The following is a 26,783-nucleotide window of genomic DNA, read 5'->3' on the forward strand; positions in this document are numbered from 1 at the left end:
CTGTCAGGGCCAAGATGGCTCTCGGACGCGGACGCTTCTTATGGGGCTGCGGCCCTCCCGGCAACCCCTTTCAGCCGATGGCCGCCCCCGGCAAGGGCGTGATCCGCCCGTCATCGGCGATCATGAAGCCGAGCCGGCGGGCGGCGAACCATTGCCGGACGACCATGGCGCCGACGACACCGACCATGCCGCCGGCAATGACGTCGCTCGGATGGTGGGCGAGCAGCACGAGACGCGTGAGGATGATCAGGACGGCATAGGCCGCCATCACGTAGCGGGTGCGCGGCCAAACCGCGGCGACGGCGAAAGCGAGCGAGAACGCCGTGATGGCGTGGGCCGACGGCAGGCTGGCGTACTGCGGCGACCACGTCAGCGGCGAGAAATGGAAGGCGTCGGGGGTGCCGCCCACGAACGGCCGGCCGCGGCCGATGATGCCCTTGAGCACTTCGCCGGCGATGTTCGGGACGGCGACCGCCAGGAACACGAACGACAGCCGTTCGTTGAGCGCGGCGCATTGCGCGCGCCGCAGCCCCGATAAGGCCGGAAGCGCGACAAGGCTCAGCAGCACCAGCGCGCCGCACGCCCACAGCACGTATTCCGACTTGCCGAAATCGGTGAGAATGCGCGCCTGCCACAACTCCGGGGCGCCGCGGGAGGGCATCGCGCGAATGACCGGCACGTCGAGGGTCAGCATCAGGAGCACCGCCACGACGATCGTGCCGCCGACGAGCAGCGCGACCTGCCCTGCGAGCCGCCGCCGTGCCGCCGGTGCGTGCGAGTGTGACGGCGCGTGGAACAGCCGTCCCAGCGACAGCGCCGCGTAGCGGACGAGCGCGACCGGATAGGCGGCGCGGTCCTTCGTGTCGCCGGCCATCACCGTGTTCCTTCCGAGCGGAACACTGCGATCGAGACCTGCCGGCCCTGCGAATAGTTATAGCCCTCGATGCGGGTCGCCACGTTGTAGCGCAGGCCGATCGCTTCGGCGCGCGCGGCGAACGCCCGCTCCTGCCGCGACTCGATCAGCGCGAAGCGGCAACTGCCCTGCCCGAGGAAATCAGCGGCGCCCGAGCCGTCGGTCAGCAGCGTCGACGTGCTGGTCATGAACACGAGGCTCGGCTCATGGAAGCCCGCGGCCGCGGCCCTGGGGCCGACGCATTCGACATTGCGCAGCGCGCGCGCCAGCTCGACGCTCGGAAACAGCGGCGACAGCGACGGCATCACCACGCCGTAGACGACCACACCGAGAAACCACGATGCCGCCAGTGCGTTCAGTAGCGATCTCTCCGCTTCGTTGTCGTCGTAGAGCCACCACGCGAACAGGCCGAAGATCATTGCGCCGGCGGCGAACGGCCAAGCCAGGAAAGCCGGCTGCAGGGTCAGCGCGATCGACAGCACGATCATCGCCACCGAGATCGCGACCGGCACGACGAACCACCACGACGCGCCCCGTACCACCCATGGCGTGCGCGACAGCACGCGCCGCTCCAGCGCGCCGATGATCAGGATCGCGATCGCCGGGTACAGCGGCAGCACGTAGTGCGGCAGCTTGGTCATGACGATTTCGAACACGATCCACGACGGCACCAGCCACGCCAGCAGGAACTGGGCGCCGGGCTCGCGCCGGGCGCGCCAGATCGCGGGCGCGGCAAGGCCGGCGAGTGCCGATCCCGGCCAGAAGGTCAGCCAGAACAGCACGAAGTAAAGCCCCGGAGGGGCGCCGTGCGACTCCTGCGGACTCGCCAGCTTGTTGAGCATGTCGCCGCCGATCGAGTCGGCAAAGAAGCTGCCGCCGGATTTCAGGACGATCAGCACGAACCACGGCAGCACCAGGACGAGGACCCACATCAGGCCCCACACCGGCCGCAACTGCCACAGCCAGGCCCCGTTGCGGTCGAGGATCAACAGAGCGGCGATCGCCAGGGCGGCGAACATCAGGATCAGCGGGCCCTTCACCAGCAGACCGGCCGCGATCGCGGTCCAGAACACCGCCGGCAGGCCCCAGGACGGGCGAGCGCGATCCTCGCCGCGCTGCCATGGCACATAGATCCGCGCCAGTGCGCCCATCACGGCCACCGAAGCGCACAGCAGGACGGCGTCGGTCTTGGCGAGCCGCGCTTCGACGCCGACCAGCACGCAGCCGCACAGCATCAGGGCCGCCAGCACCGCGCCCCGCCGCGTCACGAAGGCGAGCGCGGCCCAGTAGGTCAGCAGCACCGCGCCGATGGCGCCGAACAGCGAGGGAATGCGGAACAGCCAGATGCGGACCTGGGCCCGCGGCAGTCCGAGCCTGGAGGCGGTTTCGACGGCGGCCGCCTGCAACCAGTAGATGCCGACCGGCTTCTTGTAGCGGACCTCGTCCTGGAACCGGATGTCGACGAAATCGCCGGTTTCGACCATCTGCTTGGTCGCCTGCGCGAAACGGGCCTCGTCGCGGTCGATCGGCGGGATGTTGAAGAAGCCCGGGAGGAAGAACAGCAGTCCGATCAGGATCAGGAAAATCGAAGCGCGCGCATGGCTGCCCGCCGCGACGTCGACAATGCGCGCCAGCCCGCGGCCAGGATCGACCCGGTTTGCGGGTTCGCGCGGTGCGCCAAAACGGGGGCGGTAGAGGGTCTCGGACATCGGTTTCGCATACGATGAAACCGCCACCCCCACAACAGTTTGCACCCGCGTTATTGAATTCTCACCACAACTGTGTCCGCCGCGCCAGTCGCGTCCATGACCGTGAGGCGGACGAAGCCCGGCCCCGGGGGCTCCACCAGCGTCTGCCGGCGGCTGTCGATATCACCGACGGATATTCCGTTAACCAACATTGTCAGGGGCAGCACGCCACCGGCGACCCTGATCGGCAGCGGCGCAAACGATTTCGCGCCATCACCGGTGGCATCGATCCGCGAGCCGTTCAGGGGAAACTGGATGCGCAGCGCCTGTTCATTGCCGGTGCGGACGAGTTCGCCGGCCGGACGGAAGCGGCGCAGCGGCAATGGCAACCTGGCGTTGCTTGCCATCAGCACGCCGCGCGGCGCCCGGGGCAGCGCCGCCGGCAATTTGCCGGTGCGGGCAAAGGCATCGAACAGGATCGGCGCCGCGGCGCTGCGTCCGATCAGGCCCGGCACCGGCGCGCCGTCCGGCCGCCCGACCCACACGCCGATGGTCATGCGACCGTCGAAGCCGACCGACCAGGCGTCACGGTAGCCGTAGCTCGTTCCGGTCTTGAACGCGATCCGGCCGGAGACGCCGTTCTCCGGCGGCGGAGTGCCGAGGAGAACGTTGCCGACCTGCCAGGCGGCAGCCTGGTCCATCAGGCGCGCCGGTTCGCGGGCACCGTCGCTGTCGTCGAGGATCTCGCGGAGCGCGACCGTCTGGCCGAGCCGCGCCAGGCCGGCATACAGCCGCACCAGATCGCTCAGCGTCACGCCGACACCGCCGAGTCCCATGGCGAGGCCGGGGACTTCGTCCTTGGGCAGCACGAGCTCGGCGCCGGCCTGTCTCAGCCGCGTCGAGAGCCGGCTGGCGCCGACCCTGTCGAGCAGCGCGATCGCCGGTACGTTGAGCGACAGCTGCAGAGCCCGGCGCACCGGCACCGTGCCCTGGAAGCTCATGTCGAAATTCTCCGGGGCGTAGTTGCCGAACCGGATCGGACGGTCGTCGATCAGGCTGTCCGGATGCACGAAGCCGTCCTCGAACGCGAGTCCGTAGATGAACGGTTTCAGTGTCGATCCCGGCGAGCGCACTGCGCGGGTCATATCGACCTGCCCTGCCCGGCGGACGTCGAAATAGTCCGGAGAACCGACATGGGCCAGCACGTCGCCGCTGGCGTTGTCGACAACCAGGATGCCGACGGAAACATCGGCGCCGAGCGACCCGGCGCGGTCGCGGGCCAGGGCCTCGAGTGTGGTCTGCAGCGTCGCCTCGAGCGTCGTGCGGATCAGCCGCGCGTCGGGCGCCGCGCTGACGGCCTGATCGGTGGCATGCGGCGCCAGCAACGGCATCGGCTTGCGCAGCCGTGGCACCTTCTCGGCGCGCGCCATGGCGGCGTCGTCCGCCGACACCCGCCCTTCGTGCACCATGCGTTCGAGCACGCGGTCGCGCGCGGCGCGGGCCGCCTCGGGATAGCGGTCGAGCCGCCGCTTCTCCGGCGACTGCGGCAACGCCACCAGAAGGGCTGCCTCCGCGAGCGACAACCGCTTGGGCTCCTTGCCGAAATACGCCAGCGACGCCGCTCGCACGCCCTCGAGGTTGCCGCCGAACGGCGCCATCGTCAGGTAGAGATCGAGGATCTGGTCCTTGTCGAGCTGGCGCTCGATCTCGACCGCGCGCACGATCTGCCGCAGCTTCGCGAGCACGGAGCGCTCCCGCCGCGGCTCCAGCAGCCGCGCCAGCTGCATGGTGATGGTCGAGCCGCCGGAGACGATGTGACCGCGCGTCGCCAGCTGGAATGCGGCGCGTCCCAGCGCCAGCGGATCGACGCCGCCATGCTGGCGGAAGCGCTGGTCTTCATAGGCCAGCAGCAGGTTGAGGTAGGTCGGGTCGATTGCGGATGCCGAGGTCACCGGCAAGCGCCAGCGGCCGTCCGCCATGGCATAGGCGCGCAGCAGCCTGCCGTTGCGGTCGACGACCACGGTCGAGACCTTGCGGGCCTCGGCGAGCGGTACGGGGCCGAGCGAGACCACCCAACCGGCAAATCCGCCGAGGCCGACGCCAATGGTGACAAGCGCCGCCAGCGCCGCGGTTCGCAGGGGCCGGCGCCTGGTGGCGCTGGCCGGGATCGTCCCCTCGCCGCTCATTTGGCCGGCCGCACCTCGACCGTGCCGGTGGCCGTGCGGCCATAACGCGAGGGATTGTACATGTCCTCGACATAAGCCTGCGGCAGCACGTACTTGCCCGGCGACACCGCGCGAACCACGTACGCTACCGTGAACACCGGCTTGTCGCGGCCCGTGCGGTCGACCGCCGCATTGAAGCGATCGTCACGGAACTCGGTATTCGCGGGCTCCTTGCCGTCCTCGATCCAGTCGAGCGTGCCGGTGTCGCCGGACGACACGAGATGCGGATTGTCGATCTCCAGGCCCGCCGGCAGATAGTCGACCACCATGATGCGGCCGTACTCCGGCTTCGGCTCCGTGATCTTCAGCACCACGGCGAAGCGATCGTTCTGCTTCGCCTGGGCGATGTCCGCCGGCTTGCCGTCGAGCGTGTAGTACGTGCGCTCGATCTTGAAGCCGTTGGCGGCTGCCGGCTCCGGCGTCACCGGCGCGCCGGTGACCGCGACCACCGCCTGCAGCGGTGCGTCTCCGGTGTTGGTGATCTTCACCGGCCTGGTGCCGACATCGGCCGCGGTGTAGCTGCGATAGAGCGCGGTCTTCACCGGGCTGCCGTCGACATCCAGCGACATCGCATTGGCTTCCTTCGCCAGCGCCCGCGAGGCCAGCACCAGCCAGGCGTTCTCCTGTGTCGAGGTGTACGGCGTGAGGCCGCGGGCAGCCTCGACCCGCTGCACCGCCGAGGTCAGCGTCGCGCGCGGCGCGTGGCCTTCGCTCGCGAGCGACACCAGCGCGGCGGCGTCGCGCAGCGACGAGCCGTAGTCGGTGCGGCCGAACACCAGCACCGGCTTCGGATTGAGGCTGTCGAGCGCCGCCGCATACACCCGCTCCGCCCGCGCCCGGTCGCCGACGAGCGCGAGCGCTGCTGCGAGCTGGGCCTTGGCGATGGGCGTTGCGAGGTTGTTGAGCTTGGTGTCGGCGAGATAGCGCAGGTCGCCGATCGGCGCGTTGCCATTCTTGGCGAGCACATAGAGGCCGTAGGCGAGATTGGCGCCACCGTCCTTTTCCGGCTCCTGGGCGTTCACCACGGTGTTGCGGATGCGGTCGAGCGCCGTCTTGAACAGCGTGTCCGGCACCGCAAAGCCCTTCTCCCGCGCGCGGGTCAGGAAGTCGGTGACATAGGCGTCGAGCCAGGCATCATCACCGCCGGCCGACCACAGGCCGAACGAGCCGTTCGAGCCCTGCCGCGCCAGCAGACGATCGATCGCATCCTTGATGCGCTGGTCGATCGCCGTGTCCATCGCCAGATGGGATTCGACCGCGAGGTCATTGACGTACAGCAGCGGCATCGCGCGGCTGGTGATCTGTTCGGAGCAGCCGAACGGATAGCGGTCGAGCGCCTTGAGGATGGTGGCGGCATCGAGTGCCGTCGACAGGCTGGCGGACACCGACACCCCGCCGGTGCCCGGCACGAGATCAGCGAACATGTCCGGCGACAGCGTCAGGCTCTCGCCCCTGGCCAGCGTGCGCACAGTGCGGCGTGCCAGGATCTGCGTCGCCGGCTTGACGTCGAGCGTGTAGTGCCGCGCGAGTGTCAGGCCGTTGGGGCCGCGGATGTCGATATCGAGTTTCGCCGTGCCCGCCCCGCCCGCGTCGAGCGCCACCGAGACGCTGTTGCGCTGCCTCGCCGCGAGCCGCATCACCGTCGACGGATTGGGGCCGGCCAGTTTGACTGGACCCGTGGTGTTGATGCCGATCGTGTAGTCGCCGGCCGCCCCCTCGACGTTGTCGATATCGAGGGTCATCGAGCCGTGGTCGCCGTTGAGCAGGAAACGCGGCAGCGTCGCCGTCAGCACGACAGGGTCACGGATGGTGACGTCGGTGTTGGCGCGGCCGAGCTTGGTCGCGGTCCAGGCCACGGCCATCACCCGCGCGGTGCCGGCGAACTCCGGAATATCGAAGCTGATCTCGGCGGCGCCGTTCGGACCGACCGTGACGATGCCGGAATACAGCGCCAGCGGCTTCTGGGTGGGCGGGCTGCCCTGCAACTCCGCCGCGGGGGCGTCGCCGCCGGAGCGGATCTGGCCGCGCGTGCCCTGCATGCCGTCGATCAACTGGCCATAGATGTCACGGATCTCCGCGGTCAGGCGGCGCTGGCCGAGATAGTAATCGTCCGGCGCCGGCGGCTTGTAGTTGGTGAGGTTGAGAATGCCGACATCGACAGCCGCGACCACGATCTTGGCATCCTCGCCGGGCGCGAGGCCCTCGATCTTCACCGGCAGCTTCAATGTCGAGTTCGGCCGGATCAGCGCCGGCGGCGTGAGGCTGACATGGAGCGTGCGAGCCTTCTTGTCGATGCCGAGCCATTTCAGGCCGATGGCGCGGCCGGGCATGCGCTGGGCGTTGGCGTCGAGCGGCCGCCGCAGCGTCGCCAGGACATAGGCACCGGTGCCCCAGTCGCTGCCGACGGGGATCTTGACCTGGGCCATGCCCTCCTTGACGTCGACCGACTGTGTGGTCAGCAGGCGATCGCCGAGAACATTGATGGTCAGCAGGCCCGCGGTGCGGGCGTTGACCGATACGGTCATGGTGTCACCGGACTGATACTCCGGCTTGTCGATCGAGGTTTCCAGCAGGTCCGGCGTGTCGGCGCTGCCGTCGGAATACCAGCCGACGTCGAACTGCACCGAGGTCAGCGGGCCATCGGCATCGCCGGTCTTGACGTCGAGGCGATAGCGACCGGGCTGCGGCGACAGCTGGATGTGCGCGGGTGCGTTGGCCGCCACGGTCAGGTCGCCGTCGGCGACGCGCTTGGTGGTCTTGACCGGCTCGTAGTCCCAGGACGAACCTTGGCGGTACCATTGATAGCGCGACTCGATGCGCAGCAGTTCGTAGCGCAGCCCGCTGCGCGCCAGCGTCTTGCCGTCGGGGGCGACGAACACCACGTCGAATTTCGCAGGATCGCCTTCCGCGACGTTCTTGTCGGCGAACAGCGGCTTGACGCCGATCATGTTGCCCTGGGGCGCGACCGGCAGCGTGAGCTTGCGCTCGACCGCGCGGCCACCGGTCTCGACCATGCGGACGAAGAACTGCGCCTCTTGCGGCCGGGTCGATGACGGCGGCTTGGCGAGGCTGACCTTCAGCGTCGCCTTGCCGTTGGCATCGGCCTCGGGCAGGTCCTCGAGCGGCGTGCGCTGGTTGCTCGCGGTCTCGGTATCGGCGACGCCGAACTGATAGCCGGCGAAGCCCGGTCGGCTGTCGGCCGGAGCCACCAGCATGTCGCCTTCGATGGTCAGCCCCGCCGCCGGTGCGCCATAGAGGAAGCGCCCGTCGACCTGCAGCTCCACGGGCGTGTCGGCTGCGATCTGCTTGGCCTTGGACGACAGATCAAACTCGATGCGATCCGCCACATAGTCCTCGACCATGAAGGTGGTCTCGCCGATCGACGGCGCCTTGGGGTCGGTGAAGGCGCGCACGCGCCAGGTGCCCGTCGGCACGGCCGAGTTGAGCGGCAGCGTCAGGCTGCGGCCACCGGCGCCCTGATCGGTCAGCACGGCGCGGCGGAATTCGACGCCGTCGGGGCGCTCGACCACCAGCGTCAGCGGGCTGCCCGTGGCGGCCTTGCCCTGCCCGTCGCGCAGCAGCGCCGTGAGATAGACGGTCTCGCCCGAGCGATAGACGCCGCGCTCGGCATAGACGAAGGCGTCGAGGCCCGCCGGCGCCGTGCGGCCGGCGACGCCGCGGTCGGTGAGATCGAAGGCGTTGGACTTGAGGCTGAGGAAGGCGTAGTCGGCCTTCTCCGCCGCCGCCGTCAGCAGCGCCGGCGACAGGCCGCCGTCACCGCGGGTCAGGCCGGTCTCGAACAGCACATGGCCCGCCTCGTCCGTCGTCCTGGTGGCGAGAACCTCGTTGCTGCGGGAGATCAGGCGGACCTCGGCGCGACCGACCGGCGCGGTCGATGCCAGCGAATTGACGAACACGTGAATGCCGTCGTTGCCGGAGAACGCGGTAAGCCCCAGGTCGGAGACGATGAACCATTGGGTCGCGAGCGAGCCGGAATCGTCATCGCTGGCCGAGCCCGGGCCCTTGGCGGCCGCGGTCATCACATAGACGCCCGGCTGGAGATCGCCGACCGCCTGGTCGACCGGGAACGCCGTCGTGACGTCCTCGTTCAGCCTGGTCGCGGTCGCCATCTCGCCCGACCACACCTTGACGCCGCGCTCCTCGCCGAGGTTCGACAGCTCGTAGCTCGACAGCGCGCGCTGGAAATCGCCGCCGACGACGGTGTTGATCAGGTTGCGGTCGCCGATGCGGAAGATCTGGATCGTCACCGCAGGGGTGTTGACGCTGACCAGCGGGATGCCGCGCTGGCCGGTGCGCGGCAGCACATAGGCACGGCCCGTGAACCGGGCGAACGGCTTGCGGTCGCGGACATAGACGTTGAATTCGGCCGACTTCGGCAGGGTTTCCTTCACCGCCGACGGCAGGCCGGCGCGCAGGTTCAGGTTGTAGCGCTCGCCGTGCTTGAGACCTTCGACGCAGAGCTGCTGGTCTTCGGTGCTGACCGCCGGCTGGTCGACGCCGCCGAGCGTGACGAACGGCGTGAAGTCGGCGCGCTTGGCGAGGTTCTCCGAGAACTGGAAGCACACCCGTGGCGATGCCGAATCCGAATCCACGGTGTAGTCGAGCAACCGGAAGCCGTGGTCGTCGCGCAGCTTCTCATATTCGCCGCGCACGTCCGCGACCTCGCGCTGGTCCAGCGACAGCCGCAGCGCATCGAGCGCCGGCCGCCACAGCTTGCGCTCGGCAAGCGACTTGCCGAGCACCGCGAGCGCGTCGGCCTCCTCCGCGGGATTGCCGAGCCGCTGATAGGCAATGTAGGCCGCTGTCGAGGCGCGCTCGAGCAGGAACGTCTGTTCGCGGTTGTCGACAGGGCGGACCTGCAGAATGGTCCTGGCGATGCGCAGCCAGTTACCGGCATCGTCCGGCGCGACCGCAGCAACCTGGCCGAGGATCTGCAGGGCGGCGCGCAGGTCGTTGCGGCGCAATGCGGCGTCGGCATCGGTATTGAGCATCGCGGCCGGCTTGGCGACCGGGCCCGCATCCTTCTTCATCTGGGCTTCGAGCCGGATGCCGGCATCGGCAAGGTCGTCGCGCTTGAATGCCTTGTCGGCGGCCTGTGCCGCGACAAGACCGAACGCCAGCGTTGCGACCAACGTGGCGGCGCGAACCAGACCGATCATGATGAACTCCCTGAAGTGGCGGACGCACGCCGCCTGAAGTCGACGAGATGCGCGAATCGTGACGGCCTCATGGCTACACGATCGCGCGATGCAAAAGTCGTCTCTCACGCACGATCATGGCCCATCGGCATGACGGCTTCGTCACGCACAATTGCGCAGGGGTCCCGATCTGGGATACCCCTGCAGTTGTCGCCGCACCCCGCTTCGAGGTTCGGAACACCGGCATTGAAATTGTGTCGGATTTCATCAGCATTTTGCTGCTATGAAGCGAGTCACGGTCCCGTAGCTCAGTTGGATAGAGCAACAGCCTTCTAAGCTGTGGGTCACAGGTTCGAATCCTGTCGGGATCGCCATTAAATCAATGACTTACGTAAAATTCAACCAGTGATTTTGTTGCAGCCGACTGCAGGTTGCAACATTAAAGTCGATCTTTGTTCACGTGATCCGGTGGATCAGCTGGCGGACAAACGCGCCGGTACCCTGCGGCCGAGCCGATAGATGCCGGAGCCGCCGGGCACCTTGAGCTGCTGCCCAACGATCGACGGCTCGCCGTTGCCAGCCGCGACCATGGAAGGCACGGCGAAATGGTGTCGTCCTCGAAGACGCACGCCCACCAGAAGCTGCCCGTCCAGGTCAGCGCCGCGGCAAGGCTCGTCTGAGCGATCGCATGATTTTCGGACTGGTCGCCGTCGCGGTCCTCAACCCGGTCAGTGTGAACGAAAATGCTCCTGACGGCCATTTTCCTGACGTTGAGCAGCACGCATAAGCTTTTGATCAAAGACTGGCGGGGACGACCGAACGATTTTGCGCCTATAGCGGCGACCGCCCCCTTGCCGCCTTGTGACACTTGATTTCAGCAATTGGGGCGCAGCTCTGGTCGAGATTTGATACGGCAAATTTTGCCCGTTTGGCCGCTGCTCGTGGCAGGGCGTTGTCGCAACGTCCGTTGAAATCATTGAAAGACAGGATCGCCTTCTAAGCTGGAAACGAGCACCCGTTCGATCGTGGTCCTGTCCGCCCTGTCTCATCGTTGGAAATACGCACGCGATAGCAGAGCTTCTTGATAGCAAAGTTTGTTGGAAGATACTGACGTGAGCGCTGGCTCCTGCCCACTCTGCTGAATCGTGAAATCGTTTCGGCGGGCTCGATCAGATTCGGTGGCGACCGTGTACGCTGCGGATTCGTTGTCGGCAGGCCGCGTACTCTAAACAGATTGGTATCAACGCAAGCGTCGGCGCCGCGGCTGTCAGTCGCACTTACGCTCCTTTCATCGCAAGAGGTGGTGCAATACAGATCACGCCGTTGTCGTCGGCACATCGGCAGTTCGTTGAACTTTCGCAGGCATTGACGCCGTTCCATTACGGCTGAAATGCGAGAAGAACAGCTTCACCAGACCACGCCGCACTCCCTCGGGAGGCGGCTTGCTTCAGCACAGTGTTCTGAATGTCGTGCCGCGCGTTTTAACCCGGGCACGATAGAATGATTGAACATAAGGCCACGCTGCTGGTTGGCTATCTCGCACTGCTGGCTGCCGTATGTACCATTCCCTTTCTTTTTCTCCAGCGTCGTACGGTTTCATCATCAGGTGTACCTGCGCTGTTGGTCGGTTTTGGAATGACTGCTTTGGCGGGGGCCTTGCTGCTCACGCGTAATCTACCGGCCCTGCTCGGTCCTGTGGTTGTTGCGATTCCAATCGTCGTGCCCTTCTTTCGTCTGGGAGGAGTCACCTTTCTTGGTGGTCTCTGTGCTCTGCCAATCGTCGCCGGTGCTACATGGTGGGATCCCGGCCTCGCATTGTCGATACCGCGCGCAATCCTTCTGATCATACTCGGCGCTGCAGCGTTGACATGGCCTCTGCTATCGTTCGACCGCCGGCCACGGCCTGCAATCGCACTCGTGATCGTCGGGACGTTTGGGCTGCTCGCTGCATTACCGATGGGGCAGTTCAGCACGCCTGAAGGTCTCCACACGGTCTGGCTTCATTGGGGAGCCTATGTCTCGCCGGCTGAAACGCTGCTTGCGGGGGGCGTTCCGTTCCGCGATTTCCCGGTTCAATACGGGCTTGGGCCGACAACAATCATTGCAGGATTGTGCCGGAGCAATTGCTTTCAGGCAATGTACGTCGTCTCGGCGAGCGCCAACGCGCTCTACCTTGTCGCGCTGTGCGGATGCGTGCTTGCGCTGACACGAAGGGCGCCCCCGTGGCTGGGCTGGCTGGCACTGGCGGCAATGGTGTCGGCCGCGCTGCTTTGGACCGGCTATCCTGCGGATGAAATGGGGCCGCTCGTCGCCCCTTCTGTCGCCGGACTGCGGTACCTGCCGCTTGCGCTTCTGCTGTGGTTTGTTCTTCAGGAGGACCAGCAGTCCGTCGTGCCCGGCATGGCACTATGGTTACTGGGGCTTGCGTGGTCTCCCGAAGCTGCTTTTTTTGCCACCGCGATCTGGTGGCCCTGGCTTGCTCTGCGGCAAGCGCAAGCCATCGAAAAGCCTACGCACATGGCCGTTGCCATCGTTGTTCTCCGCGTTGCTGTCACCGGTTTCGTAGCGCTGGTGTCTGCCTTGGCGCTGTATGCCCTGGTCTTCAAGGTGATCTTTCACGACTGGCCGTCAATCAGTGGCCTGCTGGTCTACGTTCGCAATCCCCCCGGCATCATCAGCGTCAATCTTTCGGGGCCATTGCCGATATTTGCGGTCAGCGCCGTGCTGCTCATGCTGACAATGACGAGGAGCGACCCGCAACGACTTCGCCAGAGCACGGCGAGTTTGATCGCTCTCGTCGCTGCAGGCTCCTATTATCTCGGGCGCAGCCATGACAACAATCTCCTGAATCTCTTCCCCTTTCTTCTATTGGTGCTGACAGGGGCCGTTGCCGCTGGCCTACCCCGCTTCCTGCATGCAGTTGCTCTTACGATCGTGGCCGCCTTTATCGCCTGGCCCGCGACGTTCGGCGTCGATCAACTGAATATGTCCTGGCGCGCAGGCGCGGCTGGGGATCTCGGTCCCTCGCGCCTTCTGAAACTGATGCAGCTTGATACGCCCGAAGCGGTCAGCCTGACCGACCAGTATCGCGTCGACGATCGCTCGTCGGTCGCGAGCGCCAGGGATGCCATCGACTGGATCGGGCGCGAACACGGTGAACGTCCAGTGATCCTGAACTCCCATATGGTCATGCTGCCCGGTACACCCGGGACGGTATGGACCGGGATCAACAATCTGGGACTGTTCGCCCCGCTTCCGCCGGATGTCATCCGGGACTACATCGCCCGCGGCGCGAAGCAGTTTCGTCGGCCGGGCTGGCTGCTCGTGGACAGGGCCCATCGGGGGCCTTGGCTGCACTTCTTTGCTGAAAGCTACATGGTTCAACAAGTCCGGGAATTCGGCGGCTATACGGCCTATCGTATGGCTCCTCGCTGATGTCTGTCCCGACAGTCGCGCCCGCCGTGCACCGCGCGCACTAGGATCATGCGATCCGGCGCGCGGTGGCCGCGGCCGTGCGCTTGCGCCACCAAATCCATGGGCCAGTCAGGGACAGAACCGCCACCCCGAGCCCCGATATGCAGACCAGCAGGCGGCTTGGCAGACCCGCGATCCGGCCGCTGTGCAACGGATATTGTGCCGCCAGGACGACGTCCCCGGCGAGCCGTCGTCCGTCACTGTCGATGCGCAGGACCCTGCCATCGCCTGCCGCGACCCAGACCATGTCCGGCCCCAGACCGGTCCATACGCCGCGTCCGGGCGATGCCATGGCGATCAGATAGACGCCGGCCCCGGCCAGGTAGTGAGCATCGGCGGGCTGCTTTTCGGGGCGCGCTTCTGTGGCCCGCACCAGCGCCGCAGGGAAGCCGATGGGCTCGGGCGACGGCGTCGGTGAGGCTTCGCGATCAGGCGTCACCGGCAGCACGCTCTGCACGACCGGCAGAAACACTTCGGTCTGGAGCGTGAGTGCGATCCCGCTGACCGCCAGGATCAGAAGCAAGATCCAGCACCACAGACCGCCGGCACGATGAATGTCGAATGTAACGCGGAAGGTGTTGCGCGATGGCTTGATCTTCCAGGCCGGGCGCCAATGCCGCAGAAACGGCCGGGAGCGCGGGAACGTGAGGCAGAGACCGACCACGCAATCGACCGACCACAACAACGCCACGATGCCCAGCACCCACTCTCCGGCGCGGCCAATCGTCAGCGTTGAGTGCAGACGAAACAGAAACGGAATCAGCACGGGGGCCGCGAAGCAGCACCCTGCGCTGTCGCGCCGGCCGAGGACCTCGCCGCTGACCGGATCGACGAAGACCTGGTCGTAGCGAAGGGGCGCAGCTGGATCACGCGACGTGACGCTCATCACAAAGCTGCCGCGGGCCGGCGTCGGAAATCCGACGCGCATGACCCGGGCGGTCGGATCGTTCACCTCGACGCGATCGATCAGCCTGTCGAGCGCCAGCGGTGCTCCCGAGGATGCGCGAAACAGCTGAGGATTGAGCCAGGCATCGAGGTCGTCGTCGAACGCCAGCACGCTGCCTGTGAGTCCGCAGATCAGGAGAACCCCGGCCAGCAGCAAGCCCACCCAGCGATGCGCGAGCACCAGCAGTGGCCGCACCGCCCAGCGCTTGGGAGATATCGCCGCAGTGCGTGTCATCGGCAACGACATCCTGCCGACTTACCAGCGATAGGCGATGCTGCCGATCGCGGCACGTCCCGGGCCAAGCCAGCAGGCGTAGGTTTCGAAGCACATGCCGTTGCGCTGGTTGAAGAGATTGGTGGCATTGACGGCGAAACGCCAGTGCTTCCTGAATTCGTAGGAGAGCGTGGCGTCGACAAGCGCGTAGCCCGGCACCCTGAAGGTGTTCAGATTGTCGCCCCAGGTCGGTCCGATGTACCGAATGCCCGCACCGACGCCCAGCCCCGCCAGAGGACCATCGCCAAAGCGATACTTCGCCCAGAGCGAGGCCATGTCCGACGGCGTATTGTAGGGCGTGTTGCCCTGGGTATCGTCGTTCGTCTTGGTGAATTTCACCTCCTGGTGGGTATAGGCCGCCGTCAGGTCCAGCCCCTGGGTCACGCTGACCAGCGCCTCGACTTCGACGCCCCGTGACCGCGTCTCGCCAACCGCAACGGAATAGAGCGGATTGACGGGATCGGCGGTGAGACCGTTTTGCTGACGGATCTCGAAGGCGGCGATCGTGAACGTGCTGCGCGAGCCCGGGGGCTGGAATTTGAGGCCGATCTCGTTCTGGGTGCCGGTCAGCGGCTGGAAGCCCTGCCCGTTCCGATCCGATCCGATTTGCGGAATGAACGACTGTGCAAAATTGTAGTAAGGCGCAAGACCGTTCTCGAGATTGTAGATGGCGCCGGCGCGGCCGCTGAACGCCTTGTCGTTCTGCTTGTTGGCGACATCGTTGATCTGCTCGTACTGGCTTGTCCGGGCGAAGTCCTGACGGCCGCCGAGCACCACCGTGAGCCGTCCGAGCTTGATCTGATCCTGAGCGTAAAGCCCGACCTGCGAAGAATTCCCCGTCAGGCGGGTGTCGCTATAGTCCGGAGGCGTGAAGCTCATGAAATACACCGGACTGAAAATATTCAGATCCGGCAGCGAGCCGTAGCCCTTCTTCACATTGGTGTCCTGATACTGATAGTCGAGGCCAAAGAGCAGCGTATGCTCGAGCATGCCGGTCGAAATCTTCTTTTCCGCCTGGTTGTCGACATGGAATGTCGAGAGCGAGGCGTAGGCGATGCCGCTCATGCGGCTCAGTGACACGTTGTCCGACGCAAGCCCGGGAAACCATCCGAACGTCGCCTTGGAGTCGAAATCGAGATGGGCGATCCGCAGATTCTGACGGAAGGTCCAGTCGCTATCCGCCTTGTGCTCGAATTGATAGCCGAGCGAATACTGATTCTTTTTGGTCGCGTTGTAGGCCGGATCCCCGGCAAAAAAGCTGTTGGACAGGCGGCCATAAGGGTTCGGCAGGAATGTGCCCGATGCCGGAAGATAGCCGCCGACGCCGCCGGTGGCGATGTGCATGTAGGTCGCCTCGACATTCAGCTTGGTCGAGGCATCCGGCTGATACGTGAATTGCGGCTGCAAATAGATGCGATCGTCTGGCATGTAGTTGACATAGGTGTCGCTGTCACGCGCGACGCCGGTCAACCGATAAAGCAGCGTGCGATCCTCGGTCGCGGGACCGCTCAGATCGAACTGGACCTGTTTTCTGTTGAAGCTGCCATACTGGACGCCGATCTCATGGAGCGGCTCCTCGGTCGGCTTCTTGCTGATCAGGCTGACCAGTCCCCCCGGATAGTTCTGACCGAAGAGAACTGAGCTCGGTCCCTTCAGAACGTCGATCCGCTCCAGCGCATAGGGCTCACTCGACCACGACGTGTCCGGACTTTCGATGCGCGGCAGACCGAGGCCGTCCAGATAGAAACCCGACGTCGACTGATTGAAGCCGCGGATCGAATACCAGTCCATGCGGGCGTCCGGCCCGTAGAGATCGGTCTGGACGCCTGCCGTGTACCTCATCGCATCGTTGATGGTCTGGGCGTTGCGGTCGACGATCTGCTTGTTTGTCACGACCGAGATCGACTGTGGGGTCTCCAGAATCGGCGTGTCGGTCTTGGTCGCGGCAGCGCTGCGCGAGGCGACGTAACCGGATACCGGTCCCCAGGCCGTTTCCGCCCGCTGCGTCGTCGTCCTGCTTGCCGCCGGTGCCGCGGTCGCGTTGCGTCCCGCACTCCGGCTGCTACGGGCGATCGCGCGGGCCTCCCTGTTTTGCTGCGAGGATTTCGGCTTGCTCTGCCTCTTCTCTGGGGCTTGCACTTCGATCGACGGCAGCGACGTTGCACCGGAGGCAGGTCTGGCAGTTTGAGCCGCAGCGCCTTGGACCATCCAAAATCCAAATGCGAGACAGCTTGAGGCAGCGATTGCGCTTCTTGTGGCGCGATATCTGAAGAACATTGAAAGTGACGCTCCGGACTCGAACGAAGAAATTCCGGACCCGCTCTAGCTTGATGCTGTTCGTATGCAACCCGCACGCGTCTAGAATATTTCGAAACTTGTCTGTTTGAGCCTCAACTGTTGGTCGGAGATCACATCGAAGATCGCTCGCGCAAATTTTCGCGTCGGCTTGTCCACAAATCGATCAGCTCCGGCGAGCCAGTGTGGACGTCTCTGAACATGGCTTTGTGGTGCCTTCGACCGTGATCAGGTCGATGTGATGCGCAACGCGCTTGTCAGTGCGAGCGGAGAGCGTGGCGACTGACGCGCCTTCTCCGTCGATCTGGACATGTGCATCGACCGCGCTGGCTCGAGGATTCCGCTCGCCGGCTCACGCATCGCGTCGGCAATCTTGGCGACGCAGCTTGTCCGCCGGGAGCGCGTGCCGTTGTGGCCCTGCGCCACCGCCGTGCTCCTTGTCGCAGGCGCGATCTGGTGCAATCAGGACTTCGAGCTGACGATACCGCGCGATCCTTCTGGTCATGCTCGGTACCGGGCGCCGGCATGGCCGCCATGCCATTCAACGGGCGGCCACGACCAGCTGTCGCATGGGGATACCCGCCGTCCGACCTGCTCGGTTCATTGCAACGGGGGCCGTTCAACATGCCCGACCGAACTTCACGTCATCCGGTTTCATGGGCGCATCGGCCCATCGTCGGCGGAAATGGGGTACGCGCGGCCTCGTTCGGGTGCGGAGCGCGGGCCGCTGGGGTTTTATGGCAACACGCAGGGGAAATCCAAAGACGGTGTTGTTTTTAAACAAGAATTTTGCCCGTTTGCCGGAACTTTACGCTTGTTCATCTTCATTAAATCGCGCCATATAGTCGCACAGTGGGTTCCCAATTCATGTCGCTATTTCGGCCTTTGCTGCTTGGAGTCGTGCTGACCGCCCTGTCGGTGACAGGTGCGCTCGCGCAGCGCGTGATCATCGTCGAAGAGAACGACGTCATCGCCAAGAGCTATGACCCGGTCAAAGGCTTCAGCGCCGTTCACGACTATGACTATACCCAGGGCTTCTTCGCCGCCGTGGTGTTCGACGATTTCAAGGCCGTGCCGGCGGCCGGCAAGGTCTATGACGCGCTGCAGGGCGGCATGATCACCTTTGGCGCGCCGGCCGGGCAGCGCCAGTCCGAGCTGAGCTGGATCTTCGGTCAGAGCATCTACACGCCGCAGCGGATCGAAAACCCGGTGCGCCAGCCCGGCGACCGTCCGTTCGGTGGCTGGCTGTACACTGGCGTGACGCTGGCGCGCGAAAGCGGCCGCCGCCAACTCGACACGTTCGAGATCCAGGTCGGCGCCGTCGGCGGTTCGGCGTCGTTGGCACCCTGGGTGCAGAACAGCTTCCACACCATCATCGGCTCGTCGTCGCCGCAGATCGGCAGCTATCATCTCGCCAACGAGCCAGGAATCCTGCTGGCGTGGGAGCGGCGCTGGAAAATCGGCACGGAGTTCGGCAACGGTTTCGGAATAGACGTCATTCCGGCTGTCGGCGTCACCGCCGGCAACGTCTTTACCTATGCCGAGGCCAGCGCGCTGGTGCGCATCGGCCGGTCGCTCGGCACCACCTGGGGGCCAACTCGGGTCCGCCCCTCGCCGTCAGGGGCGGCGTTCATTTCGACGAGCCCCGACGATCCGTGGTGGGGATGGGACATTTACGCCGGCGGCGCCGTGCGTGGCGTTGCCCGCAACATCTTCCTCGATGGCAGCACCTTCGAATCCAGCCCGAGCGTGACCAAGAAGCCATTCGTCACCGACCTGATCGCCGGCGCGGAGGTCTTTACCCAGAGCGGATACAAGATCGGGGCCTCGGTCACGCTGCGCTCGCCGGAATACAAGACCCAGCCCAAGAGCGACTGGTTCGGCTCGCTCGAGGCCGGCTTCCGCTTCTGATCGCGTTCCCTCGGCCGGCGGGATCCCGAGACTCTCCGGGATGCCGAGACCTTCGGCGCATTTGCATTCCGCGGCGGCTCATGAACAATGGCCGCCTCCTCGCTGCGAGATGCCGATGCCCGCTCCCCGTCCACCTGCCTTCGAGACCCTTAGCCTGCACGCCGGCCAGCACCCCGATCCGGTGACCGGGTCGCGGGCCGTGCCGATTCACCAGACGACCTCGTTCGTCTTCCAGGATGCCGACCATGCGGCGGCGCTGTTCAACCTCGAACGCGCCGGCCACATCTACACCCGCATTTCCAACCCGACCATCGCGGTGCTGGAAGAGCGCCTCGCCGCGCTGGAGGGCGGTGTCGGGGCTGTCTGCACGGCGAGCGGCATGGCTGCGCTGCACCTGGCGATCGCGACGCTGCTCGGTGCCGGCGATCACATCGTCGCCTCCGCATCGCTCTATGGCGGCACCATTAATCTTCTGACCCATACCCTGCCGCGCTTCGGCATCACCACGACGTTCGTCAAGCCGCGCGATCTCGACGGCCTGCGCCGTGCGATCACGCCGCAAACCCGTCTCGTGATCGGCGAGACCATCGGCAATCCCGGCCTCGAGGTTCTGGACATCCCCGCGGTCGCCGAGATCGCCCATGCCGCGAAGATTCCGCTGCTGATCGACAACACCTTCGCGACGCCGTTCCTCAGCCAGCCCGGCGCGCTCGGCGCCGACATCGTCATGCACTCGACCACCAAGTGGATTGGTGGCCATGGCATCGCCATCGGCGGCGCGCTCGTCGACATCGGACGTTTCGATTGGGAGGCCTCCGGCAAGTTTCCGACCCTGACGACGCCGTATGCCGGCTATCACGGCATCGTCTTCAGCGAGGAGTTCGGGCCTGCCGCCTTCATCATGCGTGCCCGCGCCGAGGGGCTGCGCGACTTCGGCGCCTGCCTGTCGCCGACCAACGCCTTCCATCTGCTGCAGGGCGTCGAGACGCTGCCGCTGCGCATGCAGCGCCATATCGAGAACACAGCGGCGGTGCTGGCGTTCCTGACTGCGAACAAGGCGGTCGACTGGGTGATCCATCCGTCGCTGGACAGCCATCCCGACCACGCGCTGGCCGGCAGGCTGCTGCCGCGCGGCGCCGGCTCGATCATCAGCTTCGGTATCAAGGGCGGCCGCGCCGCTGGCCGCAAGTTCATCGAAGCGCTGCGGCTCGCGAGCCATCTCGCCAATGTCGGCGACGCCAAAACCCTCGTGATCCATCCCGCCAGCACCACCCACCAGCAGATGGATGCGGCGCAGCTGGCCGAGGCCGGCATCGGCGAAGAGCTGGTGCGTCTCTCGATCGGCCTCGAAGCGGCCGGCGATATCATCGACGACCTCGCGCAGGCGCTGCGCGCGTCCCAGAAGGCGTGAAGCATGCGATTGACCGTCGACGACGCCGACATTTTCGCCGCCACCGGTGGCAAGCCGTTCGATCCTGCGTTGCCGCTGGTGGTGTTCCTGCACGGCGCTGGCTTCGACCATTCGATCTGGGCCCTGCCCGCGCGCTGGTTCGCCCATCATGGTCATGCGGTCCTGGCGCCCGACCTGCCGGGCCACGGCCGCTCCGGCGGCAAGGCGCTCGGCAGCATCGCGGACATGGCGGACTGGACCGTCAGGCTGATCAAGGCCGCTGGGGCGACGCGCGCGCGCCTGGTCGGCCATTCGATGGGATCGCTGATCGCCCTGGAGACAGCCTCGCGGCATCCCGATGCGGTGTCCGAGATCTCGCTGCTCGCTGCCGGCGCCAGCATGAAGGTGTCGCCCGACCTGCTCGCCGCGGCGGAAGCCAACCAGCATGATGCCATCGACATGGTCTCGATCTGGGGACACGGCTTCCGCGCGTCGCTCGGCGGCTCGCGTGCGCCGGGCCTGTGGATGCTCGGCGGCGGCGAGCGTGTGCTCGAAGCAGCACCTCCCGGCGTGCTGCACAGCGATCTTGCCGCCTGCAATGCCTACACGGGGGCGCTGGAGGCTGCTGCCAGTCTCGCCATTCCGGCAACGCTGATCCTTGGCGAACGCGACATGATGACGCCGCTGAGGTCCGGTACCGAACTCGCGGGTGCGATCAAGGGCGCGCGACGCGTGGTGCTGCCGGGCGCCGGACACATGCTGACTGCCGAGCGCCCGGACGAGGTGCTGGCCGCGCTGATCGGCGGCAGAGTGTGACCAACAGGTCGTAAGGTGCGAGCGGACGACACCTGCCGCAACAGGCGCGCCCCCATTGGACGCCGCCTGCTGCGAAGGTAAGAGGAAGGCCTACTTCTTCATCTCGTCCTTCTTCATGCCGTCCTTGCTCATGGTGTCCTTGGACATGTGGTCCTTGGACATGTGATCGTCCTTCTTCATCCCGTCCTTGCTCATCGAGTCCTTGGACATCGAGTCCTTGCTCATGCTGTCCTTGCTCATCTTGTCCTGGGCGAAGGCCGCCGGTGCGAGCGCGACGCCGGCCGAAAGAATGGCGGCGGTCAGGGCGAGCGAGATGCGATTGCGGAAAGCCATGGTCGAAAATCCTCCAAAACCGGTGTGGCGCGACGAACGTCGCCCTGATTGCTACGGGCCGACAGCACGGATGTTACGCGCCGGTGAGTCATTTCCGTGGGGCCGCGATGACGAAGTCGTGAACGCGAATGCGCTGCAGCAGCAGTCATGCCGCCATATCGCGGACGCACAATGAATGGCTCAGGCGGCTTCGCCGCCGGCCATACTGATGACGACGTCGGAGAAGCGCTCGCCCTGGATGACGATATGGTCGCGCAGGACTTTGGCCGCGCGTTCGCCGTCGCCGGCGAGGATCGCCTGGACGGCGGCGGCGTGCTCGGTCAGCGACTGGCTGACGCGGTTGCGCGCCCGCAGTTGCATGCGCCGGTACGGCGACAGTCGCCGGTGCAGCCCAACGCACTGATCGGTCAGGAAAGCGTTGTGGCTGGCATGATAGATCGCGGAATGGAAGGTCGCGTTCTCGAAGTAATAAGCCTCGGTATCGCCGGCCTGTGCGGCGCGCTCGCAAGCGGCATGCGCGGCGGAGATGGCGGCCGCGTCCTCCGAGGTATGGCGCCGGGCGGCAAGACGCCCGCAGGCGGCCTCGAGCTCGGCCATGGTCTCGAACATTTCCACGAGGCGCCGCGGATCGGGCGCGCTGACCGTGGCCCCGCGCCGGGGGCGGATCTCGACCAGGCCCGTCGCGGCAAGATGCAGCAGCGCTTCCCGGATCGGTGTGCGCGACACGCCGAACTTGGCGGCCAGCACCGTCTCTTCGAGACGGGCGCCCGGCGCCAGACGCCCGGTGACGATCTCGTCCTCGATGGCTTCGCGCAACCGCGACGGCTGTTTCATGTCTTGATCTTGCCAACAAACCAAGGTCGAATGGTGTATACACGAAAGCCGCTTTAGTATGCACTGAAATTCGGCATGCTTCGTCCCCGGCGGCTGGGGGTGAGCGTGCCGCCAGGGGCAGCGATGGCCAAGACAGCCGAAGCGCATACCTTCCTCAACGACTTCATGCAGACGCTGACGGATCGCGGCCGCGCCCTGTTGCGGCGCACCCGAAGCCGTGCCGACAACACCGACCTGATCGAACTCGCCGAACTGCTGCTGTCGCGCCGCGGCGAGGCGTCGGGCGTGATGCTGGCGCAGTCGCTGCTCGCTGGCTACGAGCGCGCCTCGCAGGACGTCCGCCTGCAGTTCCTGGTGGCGCTGGCCGACAGGTTCGGGCCGGACGAGGCCGCGCTCGACGCGGCCATGGAGGCCTGCCGGACGCAGCCGGACGCCGCCGCCATTCGCGCGCTGCACCACGCGACCGAGCCAAGGCGCCAGGAGCTGTTCCGCCGCCTCAACCTCGCGCCCGGCGGCACCTTCGCGCTTGTCCGCATGCGCGAGGAGCTGCTCGACCACCTCAAGGCCCATCCCGGCCTTGCCGCGGTCGACGCCGATTTCTCGCATCTGTTCTCGTCGTGGTTCAACCGCGGCTTCCTCGAGCTGAAGCCGATCCGCTGGACCACGGCCGCCAATATCCTCGAAAAGATCATCCGCTATGAGGCGGTGCATCCGTTCGCCGACTGGAACGATCTGCGCAGCCGCCTGGAGCCGGCCGACCGGCGCTGCTACGGCTTCTTCCACCCGCAGCTCGTCGACGAGCCGCTGATCTTCGTCGAGGTCGCCCTGACCCACGAGATCCCCGCGGCCGTCGGTCCGCTGCTGGCGCAGAACCGCGAGGCGATCGCGCCGGACAAGGCCACGACCGCGATCTTCTATTCGATCTCGAATACCCAGCGCGGTCTCGCCGGCGTGTCGTTCGGCCATTTCCTGATCAAGCAGGTGGTCGAGGATCTCAAGCGCGAGATGCCGGCGCTGAAGACCTTCGTCACCCTGTCGCCGGTTCCCGGATTTGCCGGCTGGTTGCGCCGCGAGCGTGCGGCCGGCGACGCCTCGGTGTTCGATGCCGAACAGCGCGACAAGCTTGCCGTGCTCGATGCCCCACGCTGGTTCGACGATGCAGCGGTATGCGAGGAGATCGAGGAGCAGTTGCTGCCGATTGCGGCCTACTATTTCCTGCATGCCAAGAACGCCGCCGGCAGGCCGGTCGATCCGGTTGCGCGTTTTCATCTCGGCAACGGCGCCCGGCTCGAGCGGCTCAATTTCCTCGGCGATCGCTCCGAGCGCGGACTCAAGCAGGCGCACGGGCTGATGGTCAACTATCTCTACGATCTCGGTGCCATCGAGAAGAACCACGAAGCCTATGCCGAGAACGGAGACATCGTCGCATCATCGGCGGTGCGGCGCATCCTCAAGGATTTTGCGCCGCGAGATCTGGTGACGACGTCCTGACGGGCGCGCCCGCGCGGCGTGCCCGATTGTGAACATAACCAAAAGACGTTTAAAACGACGAACATCAAGACTGGGGAGACACCGCTCATGTTTTCACGCCGCCATGTTCTGGCCTCGGCGCTCGCCGCGCCCGCCCTGCTCCGCTTCGGCCCCGCGCAGGCCGCCACCACGCTCAAGATCTCGCATCAGTTCCCGGGCGGCACCATCGACCAGGGAGATTTCCGCGATCGCCTGACACGCAAGTTCGCCGCCGAGGTCAGCAGGCGCAGCGGCGGCGAGATCGCGGCGGAGGTTTACCCCAACTCGTCGCTCATCAAGGTCAACGCCCAGTTCTCCGCCATGCGCAAGGGTGCGCTCGACATGAGCCTGTTCCCGATGCCCTATGCCGGCGGGGAGTTGCCCGAGACCAATATCGGACTGATGCCGGGTCTGGTGTCGAACTACGACCAGGGCCTCAGCTGGAAGACCAAGCCTATCGGCAAGGCGCTGACCGACTTTCTAGCCGACAAGGGCATCATGCTGATCACCTGGGTCTGGCAGGCCGGCGGCGTCGCCAGCCGCTCGCGACCACTGATCGCGCCGGAAGACGTCAAGGGGCTCAAGGTGCGCGGCGGCTCGCGCGAGATGGATATGGTGCTGCAGACCGCGGGGGCCGCGGTGCTGTCGCTGCCGTCGAACGAGATCTATGCGGCGATGCAGACCGGTGCGTGCGACGCCGGCATCACCTCCTCTACCAGCCTGATCTCGTTCCGCCTCGAGGAAGTATCGAAGTATCTGACGACCGGGCGCGGCCAGTCCTACTGGTACATGCTGGAACCGCTGCTGATGTCCAAGGCGATCTTCGACAAGCTGCCGAAGAACCAGCAGGACGTCATCCTCGCGGTCGGCGCCGATCTCGAGGCGTTCGGCAAACAGGGTGCGCAGGCGGATGATACCGCGGTGGCACAGGTCTACGAGAAGGCCGGCGCCAAGATCGCCGATCTCGACGCCGCCACCGTTGCCAAGTGGCGGGACATCGCCCGCGACACCGCGTGGAAGGACTACGCCGCCAAGACGGCGAACGCGGCCAATCTGCTGAAGCTCGCTTCCGACGTCGCCGCATGACGCACGCTTTCGTGGAGACGGCGAGCGCCGCGGTGCGCACCGATCCGGTGCTTGCGGCGCTCACCCGCGGCATGGCCCTGTGCAACCGCGTCATTGTCGTGCTGGCATCGATCGCCCTGATCGCCGCCTGCGTCATCCTCAGCTACAGCGTGCTGACCCGCACGCTGTTCAAGACCGCGACCTACTGGCAGGACGAGGCCGCGGTGTTCCTGCTGGTCGGCGCCACCTTCATGACCGCGCCGTTCGTCCAGTCACAGCGCGGCCATATCGGCATTGAGGCGCTGGTTGGCCTGCTGCCGCCGCTGGCCAACCGCATCCGCCTGTTTCTTGTCGATCTCGCGAGCCTCGCGTTCTGTGCGTTCTTCACCTGGAAATCGTGGACGCTGACCCACGAGGCCTATGTCGATGGCCAGGTCTCCAATTCGATGTGGAGCCCGCCACTCGCCATTCCCTACGCGCTGATGGCCGTCGGCATGACGCTGCTGTGTATGCAGATCGTGCTGCAACTGTGGGCCGCCTTCTACCGGGAGCCGCAGCGATGAGCGCGCTGGCGGTTGGACTTTCCTACGGAGCCGCGACCCTGCTGGCGATGTTTTCCGGCATGCCTATCGCCTTCGCGCTCGGCGCCGTCGCGGTGGCGTTCATGGCGATCTACATGCCGGCGGCATCGCTCGATACGGTGACGCAGAACGTCTACGAGGAAATCGCCTCGATCACCCTGCTCTCGATCCCGCTGTTCATCCTCAAGGGCGCGGCGATCGGCAAGTCGCGCGCCGGCCAGGATCTCTACTCGGCGCTGCATGCCTGGCTGCACCGCATCCCCGGCGGCCTCGGCGTTGCCAACGTGTTCGCCTGCGCGCTGTTCGCCGCCATGGCCGGCTCGTCTCCGGCGACCTGCTCGGCGATCGGCTCGGCCGGCATTCCGGAAATGCGCAAGCGCGGCTATTCCGGCGGTTTCGCTGCCGGCATCATCGCCGCCGGCGGCACACTCGGCATCCTGCTGCCGCCCTCCATCACGATGATCCTGTTTGCGGTCGCGGCGGAAAAATCCCTCGGCCGGCTGTTCCTGGCCGGCATCGGTCCAGGCCTGCTGCTGGTCACGCTGTTCGGCCTCTACGCGGTCGTGCGCTTCCGCAAGGAATACGCCCTTGCAAAGGCCGCGTATGACGCGACCGGGGCATCCTCGCCGATCCTGGTGCAGGACAGCTACACCATGTCGGAGCGCTTCAGCATGCTGCCGCGGGTGCTGCCGTTCGTCACGCTGCTGACGGGCGTAATGATCGCACTGTACGGCGGCTACGCCACGCCGTCGGAGACTGCCGGGCTCGGCGGGCTGCTCGCGCTGGCGCTGATCGCGCTGATCTACAGCGTGTGGCGGCCGGCCGACCTGATGCCGATCCTGTCATCGACCATCCGCGAATCCACCATGCTGATGATGATCATCGGCATGTCGCTGCTGTACTCCTACGTGATGAGCTACCTGCACATCTCGCAGTCGGCGGCGCAGGCGATCGTGGACATGCAACTGCCGAAATGGGAACTGCTGGCGGCGATCCTCGGCATGGTGATCGTGCTCGGCTTTTTCCTCCCGCCGGTGTCGATCATCCTGATGACGGCGCCGATCATCCTGCCGCCGCTGCGTGCGGCGGGGTTCGACATCATCTGGTTCGGCATCGTCCTGACCATCGTGATGGAGATGGGACTGATCCACCCGCCGGTCGGCCTCAACATCTTCGTGATCCGCAACGTCGCGCCCGACATTCCCTTGCGCGAGGTGATCTGGGGCACGCTGCCCTTTGTGCTGCTGATGTTCGGCGCGGTCGTGCTGCTGTGTCTCGTGCCGCAGATCTCGACGTTCCTGCCGGACCTGGTGATGGGCCCGGAGGCGATACGCTAGGCCTTCAAGCGAAGGGCTGCCCCCTCGCTTGAAG

General features: G+C 65.8%; 16 protein-coding genes and 1 tRNA gene. 9 read left to right on the forward strand and 8 right to left on the reverse strand.

Translation table 11 applies throughout. The features are described from left to right. Positions 1-70: 70 nt before the first annotated feature. From JQ639_RS00755 to JQ639_RS00770, 4 genes are read right to left on the reverse strand one after another with little or no spacing between them, the layout of a single operon-like run. Positions 71-874, reverse strand: coding sequence for a phosphatase PAP2 family protein (locus JQ639_RS00755; protein WP_211970030.1), 804 nt, complete (start codon positions 872-874; stop codon positions 71-73). Further along, a complete protein-coding gene (locus JQ639_RS00760; RefSeq protein ID WP_211970031.1) occupies positions 874-2,622 on the reverse strand; it encodes an ArnT family glycosyltransferase in 1,749 nt (582 codons plus the stop codon). The genes JQ639_RS00755 and JQ639_RS00760 overlap by 1 nt, the downstream gene beginning before the upstream one ends. 50 nt (positions 2,623-2,672) lie before the next feature. Further along, the gene (pbpC, locus tag JQ639_RS00765) at positions 2,673-4,787 is read right to left on the reverse strand and encodes a penicillin-binding protein 1C (protein WP_211970032.1); all 2,115 of its coding nucleotides are present in this window, start codon (positions 4,785-4,787) and stop codon (positions 2,673-2,675) included. Next, the gene (locus tag JQ639_RS00770) at positions 4,784-10,006 is read right to left on the reverse strand and encodes an alpha-2-macroglobulin family protein (protein ID WP_211970033.1); all 5,223 of its coding nucleotides are present in this window, start codon (positions 10,004-10,006) and stop codon (positions 4,784-4,786) included. The genes pbpC and JQ639_RS00770 overlap by 4 nt, the downstream gene beginning before the upstream one ends. A 276-nt stretch (positions 10,007-10,282) precedes the next feature. Between JQ639_RS00770 and JQ639_RS00775 the strand changes: the two genes are divergently transcribed. Continuing rightward, positions 10,283-10,359, forward strand: a tRNA-Arg gene (locus JQ639_RS00775). 1,126 nt (positions 10,360-11,485) lie between these two features. Then, positions 11,486-13,420 (forward strand): hypothetical protein, encoded by a 1,935-nt coding sequence (locus JQ639_RS00780; RefSeq protein WP_211970034.1) that lies wholly within the window; start codon positions 11,486-11,488, stop codon positions 13,418-13,420. 46 nt (positions 13,421-13,466) lie between these two features. Here JQ639_RS00780 and JQ639_RS00785 read toward each other — a convergent pair whose 3' ends face one another. Beyond that, the gene (locus JQ639_RS00785) at positions 13,467-14,639 is read right to left on the reverse strand and encodes a PepSY-associated TM helix domain-containing protein (protein ID WP_211970035.1); all 1,173 of its coding nucleotides are present in this window, start codon (positions 14,637-14,639) and stop codon (positions 13,467-13,469) included. A gap of 21 nt (positions 14,640-14,660) precedes the next feature. Then, complete coding sequence (locus tag JQ639_RS00790; RefSeq protein ID WP_349644791.1) at positions 14,661-16,955, reverse strand: TonB-dependent siderophore receptor; 2,295 nt, start codon at positions 16,953-16,955, stop codon at positions 14,661-14,663. 885 nt (positions 16,956-17,840) lie between these two features. Here JQ639_RS00790 and JQ639_RS00795 point away from each other — a divergent pair. From JQ639_RS00795 to JQ639_RS00805, 3 genes are all read left to right on the forward strand, one after another. After that, positions 17,841-18,884, forward strand: coding sequence for a lipid A deacylase LpxR family protein (locus tag JQ639_RS00795; protein ID WP_211970037.1), 1,044 nt, complete (start codon positions 17,841-17,843; stop codon positions 18,882-18,884). A 115-nt stretch (positions 18,885-18,999) separates the two neighbouring features. Continuing rightward, complete coding sequence (locus JQ639_RS00800; protein ID WP_211970038.1) at positions 19,000-20,295, forward strand: O-acetylhomoserine aminocarboxypropyltransferase; 1,296 nt, start codon at positions 19,000-19,002, stop codon at positions 20,293-20,295. A 3-nt stretch (positions 20,296-20,298) separates the two neighbouring features. Continuing rightward, positions 20,299-21,090 (forward strand): alpha/beta fold hydrolase, encoded by a 792-nt coding sequence (locus tag JQ639_RS00805; protein ID WP_211970039.1) that lies wholly within the window; start codon positions 20,299-20,301, stop codon positions 21,088-21,090. A 90-nt stretch (positions 21,091-21,180) separates the two neighbouring features. Here JQ639_RS00805 and JQ639_RS00810 read toward each other — a convergent pair whose 3' ends face one another. Together JQ639_RS00810 and JQ639_RS00815 are read right to left on the reverse strand one after the other, a co-directional pair. Then, positions 21,181-21,423, reverse strand: a complete 243-nt coding sequence (locus tag JQ639_RS00810) for a pentapeptide MXKDX repeat protein (RefSeq protein ID WP_211970040.1) — start codon at positions 21,421-21,423, stop codon at positions 21,181-21,183. 180 nt (positions 21,424-21,603) lie between these two features. After that, positions 21,604-22,257 carry a GntR family transcriptional regulator gene (locus JQ639_RS00815; protein WP_211970159.1) on the reverse strand — a complete coding sequence of 218 codons (654 nt, stop codon included), beginning with the start codon at positions 22,255-22,257 and terminating at the stop codon, positions 21,604-21,606. A gap of 123 nt (positions 22,258-22,380) precedes the next feature. Here JQ639_RS00815 and JQ639_RS00820 point away from each other — a divergent pair, with 123 nt between their 5' ends. The 4 genes from JQ639_RS00820 (at position 22,381) to JQ639_RS00835 (ending at position 26,749) form a co-directional block, all read left to right on the forward strand. Beyond that, a complete protein-coding gene (locus tag JQ639_RS00820; protein ID WP_211970041.1) occupies positions 22,381-23,748 on the forward strand; it encodes a malonyl-CoA decarboxylase in 1,368 nt (455 codons plus the stop codon). Positions 23,749-23,835: 87 nt separating this feature from the next. Beyond that, positions 23,836-24,852: a TRAP transporter substrate-binding protein DctP gene (gene dctP / locus JQ639_RS00825; protein ID WP_211970042.1), complete on the forward strand. Its 1,017-nt coding sequence runs from the start codon at positions 23,836-23,838 to the stop codon at positions 24,850-24,852. Further along, positions 24,849-25,394 carry a TRAP transporter small permease gene (locus JQ639_RS00830; RefSeq protein ID WP_211970043.1) on the forward strand — a complete coding sequence of 182 codons (546 nt, stop codon included), beginning with the start codon at positions 24,849-24,851 and terminating at the stop codon, positions 25,392-25,394. The genes dctP and JQ639_RS00830 overlap by 4 nt, the downstream gene beginning before the upstream one ends. Continuing rightward, positions 25,391-26,749, forward strand: coding sequence for a TRAP transporter large permease (locus JQ639_RS00835; protein WP_211970044.1), 1,359 nt, complete (start codon positions 25,391-25,393; stop codon positions 26,747-26,749). Before JQ639_RS00830 ends, JQ639_RS00835 begins: the two co-directional genes overlap by 4 nt. The last annotated feature ends 34 nt before the right edge of the window (positions 26,750-26,783 follow it).

It is taken from the genome of Bradyrhizobium sp. U87765 SZCCT0048 (genome assembly GCF_018131225.1).
Lineage (GTDB): Bacteria > Pseudomonadota > Alphaproteobacteria > Rhizobiales > Xanthobacteraceae > Bradyrhizobium_A.

Excerpts from the sequence above, each read along its gene's own strand:
- JQ639_RS00800 (WP_211970038.1), top strand. The coding sequence starts at position 19,000 with ATGCCCGCTCCCCGTCCACCTGCCTTCGAGACCCTTAGCCTGCACGCC.
- pbpC (WP_211970032.1), bottom strand. The coding sequence starts at position 4,787 with ATGAGCGGCGAGGGGACGATCCCGGCCAGCGCCACCAGGCGCCGGCCC.
- JQ639_RS00785 (WP_211970035.1), bottom strand. The coding sequence starts at position 14,639 with ATGACACGCACTGCGGCGATATCTCCCAAGCGCTGGGCGGTGCGGCCA.
- JQ639_RS00835 (WP_211970044.1), top strand. The coding sequence starts at position 25,391 with ATGAGCGCGCTGGCGGTTGGACTTTCCTACGGAGCCGCGACCCTGCTG.
- JQ639_RS00790 (WP_349644791.1), bottom strand. The coding sequence starts at position 16,955 with ATGTTCTTCAGATATCGCGCCACAAGAAGCGCAATCGCTGCCTCAAGC.
- JQ639_RS00810 (WP_211970040.1), bottom strand. The coding sequence starts at position 21,423 with ATGGCTTTCCGCAATCGCATCTCGCTCGCCCTGACCGCCGCCATTCTT.
- JQ639_RS00830 (WP_211970043.1), top strand. The coding sequence starts at position 24,849 with ATGACGCACGCTTTCGTGGAGACGGCGAGCGCCGCGGTGCGCACCGAT.
- JQ639_RS00820 (WP_211970041.1), top strand. The coding sequence starts at position 22,381 with ATGGCCAAGACAGCCGAAGCGCATACCTTCCTCAACGACTTCATGCAG.
- JQ639_RS00805 (WP_211970039.1), top strand. The coding sequence starts at position 20,299 with ATGCGATTGACCGTCGACGACGCCGACATTTTCGCCGCCACCGGTGGC.
- JQ639_RS00795 (WP_211970037.1), top strand. The coding sequence starts at position 17,841 with ATGTCGCTATTTCGGCCTTTGCTGCTTGGAGTCGTGCTGACCGCCCTG.
- JQ639_RS00760 (WP_211970031.1), bottom strand. The coding sequence starts at position 2,622 with ATGTCCGAGACCCTCTACCGCCCCCGTTTTGGCGCACCGCGCGAACCC.
- dctP (WP_211970042.1), top strand. The coding sequence starts at position 23,836 with ATGTTTTCACGCCGCCATGTTCTGGCCTCGGCGCTCGCCGCGCCCGCC.
- JQ639_RS00770 (WP_211970033.1), bottom strand. The coding sequence starts at position 10,006 with ATGATCGGTCTGGTTCGCGCCGCCACGTTGGTCGCAACGCTGGCGTTC.
- JQ639_RS00780 (WP_211970034.1), top strand. The coding sequence starts at position 11,486 with ATGATTGAACATAAGGCCACGCTGCTGGTTGGCTATCTCGCACTGCTG.
- JQ639_RS00815 (WP_211970159.1), bottom strand. The coding sequence starts at position 22,257 with ATGAAACAGCCGTCGCGGTTGCGCGAAGCCATCGAGGACGAGATCGTC.
- JQ639_RS00755 (WP_211970030.1), bottom strand. The coding sequence starts at position 874 with ATGGCCGGCGACACGAAGGACCGCGCCGCCTATCCGGTCGCGCTCGTC.